The following is a 3,699-nucleotide window of genomic DNA, read 5'->3' as shown; positions in this document are numbered from 1 at the left end:
CAGTTTGAATGATGATAGCTGGATGGAAGCGATGGAAAAGCTCAAACAAGAGATTTTTTCCATCAACCAGCAATTGTTTAAAGATAAAAAAACATTGAAGCAGGCTAATGAGTTTATTGGCGAACGGCTGGAAGATGCAGAACGTGTTTTGGCCGATTTACAACGTCTTTGCCAGCATGGTCATTTTGCGCTGGATATGCATTTGGCTACGGTACGTGAAATGCTGGCCAGTATCGGCGAAGCGCACAGTGCCTGGAATACAGCCACCTTATTGAAAAAAGACAAGATCAACGCCCGTTATGTGGATTTGACCGGCTGGCAGACTGACAAACACATGAAGCTGGATGAGCGTATTGATAAGGCGTTTGCCAAAATTGACCTCAGTAAAGAGTTACCCATTGTCACCGGTTATGCCCACAGCGATGATGGTTTGATGTCTACCTTTGATCGTGGTTACAGCGAAATGACGTTCAGTCGTATTGCCGTATTAACCAATGCCAACGAAGCGATTATTCATAAAGAGTTTCATCTGAGCAGTGCTGATCCACGACTGGTCGGCGAAGATAATGCGGTACCGATTGGCCGAACTAATTATGATGTCGCAGATCAGCTGGCCAATCTTGGTATGGAAGCCATTCACCCTAAAGCAGCAAAAGGGTTGCGGCAGAATAATATTCCATTGAGGGTGCGCAATACCTTTGAACCGGAACACGCTGGTACCTTAATTACCGGTGACTACATCAGCAGCAAGCCCTGCGTGGAAATTATCGCCGGTTGCAAACATGTCTATGCCTTTGAGCTGTTTGATCAGGATATGGCTGGTAATATTGATCTTTATGACCGTGAAATCCTGGCACAGATCCGCAGAAATAAAGCACATATCATTTCCAAAGATATTAATGCCAATACCATCACGCATTATCTTTCAGCCAGTCTGAAGAATATCCGCCGGATCCGAGAGGCTTTACAGGAACAGTTCCCTGAAGCTGAAATCAATCAGCAGAAAGTAGCGATTGTTTCTGCCATTGGCAGTGATATGAAAATCCCTGGTATTCTGGCACGTACCGTCAGCGCATTGGCTGAGAAAAATATCAGCGTGCTGGCAATGCATCAGTCAATGCGTCAGGTGGATATGCAATTTATCATTGATGAAGACGACTATGCGGACGCTATCAAAAATCTGCACAGTTACTTAGTTGAAGTTCATGACCACGGAAGGGCGATTTGCCTTGCGTCATAAACACGTTATGTATGGGTGTTTGCTCAATACCGGCTCCACAGAACCGGAACTGCTGCAGGTAGCGCCTTAACTGAAATCGCCCATAGGGCAATTATAAACAGAAGATGATGTATCAGAAGAGCCGGCTTTGTAACATTTGCAGAACCTTCTCAGGATAAAAGCTATTACAGCCCGGTGAAACGTCTGTCTGATTAAATCAAACCCGCCGACAGGCGGGGTTATTGTTTTAGTCCTGCCAGCAAATCCTTTTTCATGCCTTTACTAAAGGGATCCTGTCCAAACCAGATATCAAAATAGACTTCCCCTAGTTTTGCATCGTCGCTCTGGCTCAGCTGCTGGCCATTTTTGAATAATATTAAACCTTCTGCTGAAGAATAGCGTATATCGAATCGATCACCTGGTTCGGCTTGCTGATACCCGCTATTAAACTCCACCAATGCTGATTCAATTGATTCAAAGGTTGTTTGGTTTACATTACGTTTGAGCAATTCCACCGAGGATTTTTGAAAATCCTCGGCATCAAAAGCGCGCTTATAAATAAACGAAAGTTGAACCATCTGGCTGGTGAGTTCACTATCTTCGCGACACTGTTCACGATATAACGCGACATCGCCAAGATTAAACAACATGACTTTTATCGGTACCGCAGAACATTGTTGCAGGGTAGTATTATCCAGTTGAATCTTCGATTCAAAGCTATTGGCACTGGCCAGCTGTAATGGCACCAACAAGCCCCATAAAACATGTTTTTTCATAATTGATTCCGGATTTTTCTCAGTGAATAACCAATGATTGGCAGGTATTGATAAAAGCCATCCACACCATCCCAGAAATCCTGATGCAGAATGATTTTGCCATCTTCATCAAAGCGTAACTGGCTGATACCAATAGATTCGCTATCGACTTTTTTTCCCATTACCGAAAACTGCATTCGCATCACCCAACGCACATAAATATCCTGTTTGCTAAGTGCGATATCTTCAATCTGCACTTCAAGATGATCCACTTGGTGACCTGTCTGCTGCATGTAATCAATCAGCTCGTTTCTATCGGTGATGGTGCGAAAGGTGTCGTTAAAATAAAGGGTTTCGGCGTAGGTTTCGTTGATAATGGTTGCTACATCACCGTGTTGAACCTGATTAAATACTGCAATGAAACCTTTTACGGCTTCAGCTTCATTTATTGGTTTTGAACCCTCAACAGAGATAGCTTTTCTATAATCATCTAAGTAGGCACTTTGCATGGTGTTCCCGCTACAGGCTGATAACAGAATAAAAAACGGCAATAACCACGATAATCTTGATTGAATAGCTTGTTTGAGCATGGTGATATTTCCGTTTCACTATTTGCGTAGTTCATCAAAACGTATCACTTGTGAAAACGGGGTGAAGAGTATGTGCAGCTATTCTTCACACGCAATTCACGCTTTGCTGATTAAGCTTGGCACCATCGAAAAAGAGACACTTCATGAAATCAATTCGACAATGGTTTGACAATGGTGAAGCCGCCTATTCAGCAGAGTCTGTCGAGAGCGCTGAGGATGGTATTGACTGGTTGAGGGTTATTCCATTTCTGGTTTTACATCTGGCCTGTTTAGCTGTCTTTTTTGTTGGCATATCTGCTGTGGCCGTTCTCATGGCTGTAGCATTGTATTTGATAAGAATGTTTGCCATCACGGCGTTTTACCATCGGTATTTTGCGCATAAATCCTTTAAAACCACTCGACCGGTACAGTTTCTGTTTGCTTTGATCGGCGCAAGCGCCACCCAGCGGGGGCCTTTATGGTGGGCAGCTCATCATCGGCAGCATCATCGGCATGCTGATCAACCTGCCGACCCGCATTCACCCAAGCAGGGTTTTTTCTGGAGTCACATGGGCTGGTTTCTCTCCGGCAAGCACTATCAGGCCGATTACAAGCTGATCCCGGATTGGCAGCGTTTTTCAGAACTACGTTGGTTGGATCGTTATGATCTGGCTGTTCCGGTGTTATTGGCGTTAGCATTATTTATTCTCGGTGTGCTGTTGGAGAAGTATTTCCCCGGTTCCGGAACCAGTGGCTGGCAAATGCTGGTGTGGGGATACTTTATTTCAACGGTTGTTCTGTTACATGCCACTTTACTGATCAACTCCATGGCGCACTGTCTGGGCAAAAAGCGCTATCAAACGGCTGATGAGAGTCGTAATAACCTATTTCTGGCATTACTGACTCTGGGAGAGGGGTGGCACAATAATCATCATCATTATCCAGCATCAGCAAGACAGGGATTTTATTGGTGGGAAGTGGATATCAGTTATTACATTTTGAAATTAATGCAAAAATCGGGACTTATCTGGGACGTACGCACAGTGCCACTCCACAAGCGTGAAAGTAAGAAAATCCTCCCTGAGGAAAGTGTATGAAAATTGCGATAATTGGCGCGGGTATATCTGGTTTGACCTCTGCATATTATCTGGCAAAA

Annotated in this window: 4 protein-coding genes; 2 read left to right on the top strand and 2 right to left on the bottom strand. The window is 44.2% G+C overall.

The window, feature by feature from the left end; genetic code table 11:
• Positions 1–1,240 (top strand): aspartate kinase (locus tag B3O33_RS07645; RefSeq protein ID WP_292363330.1); only part of this gene is annotated, 1,240 nt, incomplete at its 5' end.
• A gap of 218 nt (positions 1,241–1,458) precedes the next feature.
• On the opposite strand, the gene B3O33_RS07640 is transcribed toward B3O33_RS07645, so the two are convergent.
• Together B3O33_RS07640 and B3O33_RS07635 are read right to left on the bottom strand one after the other, a co-directional pair.
• Complete coding sequence (locus B3O33_RS07640) at positions 1,459–1,995, bottom strand: chalcone isomerase family protein (RefSeq protein ID WP_292360087.1); 537 nt, start codon at positions 1,993–1,995, stop codon at positions 1,459–1,461.
• A complete protein-coding gene (locus tag B3O33_RS07635; RefSeq protein WP_292360085.1) occupies positions 1,992–2,564 on the bottom strand; it encodes a nuclear transport factor 2 family protein in 573 nt (190 codons plus the stop codon). Before B3O33_RS07635 ends, B3O33_RS07640 begins: the two co-directional genes overlap by 4 nt.
• Positions 2,565–2,707: 143 nt before the next feature.
• On the opposite strand from B3O33_RS07635, the gene B3O33_RS07630 reads away from it, so the two are divergent.
• Positions 2,708–3,640: an acyl-CoA desaturase gene (locus tag B3O33_RS07630; protein ID WP_292360083.1), complete on the top strand. Its 933-nt coding sequence runs from the start codon at positions 2,708–2,710 to the stop codon at positions 3,638–3,640.
• Positions 3,641–3,699: the final 59 nt, after the last annotated feature.

Origin of the sequence: Methylophaga sp. UBA1464 (assembly GCF_002325665.1) — a bacterium.
Taxonomy (GTDB): Bacteria; Pseudomonadota; Gammaproteobacteria; order Nitrosococcales; family Methylophagaceae; genus Methylophaga.
This window is presented reverse-complemented; position numbering and strand designations above follow the sequence as displayed.

What these genes read in the sequence shown, in the direction of transcription:
- B3O33_RS07640 (WP_292360087.1), bottom strand. Translation starts at nt 1,995, where the DNA reads ATGAAAAAACATGTTTTATGGGGCTTGTTGGTGCCATTACAGCTGGCC.
- B3O33_RS07635 (WP_292360085.1), bottom strand. Translation starts at nt 2,564, where the DNA reads ATGCTCAAACAAGCTATTCAATCAAGATTATCGTGGTTATTGCCGTTT.
- B3O33_RS07630 (WP_292360083.1), top strand. Translation starts at nt 2,708, where the DNA reads ATGAAATCAATTCGACAATGGTTTGACAATGGTGAAGCCGCCTATTCA.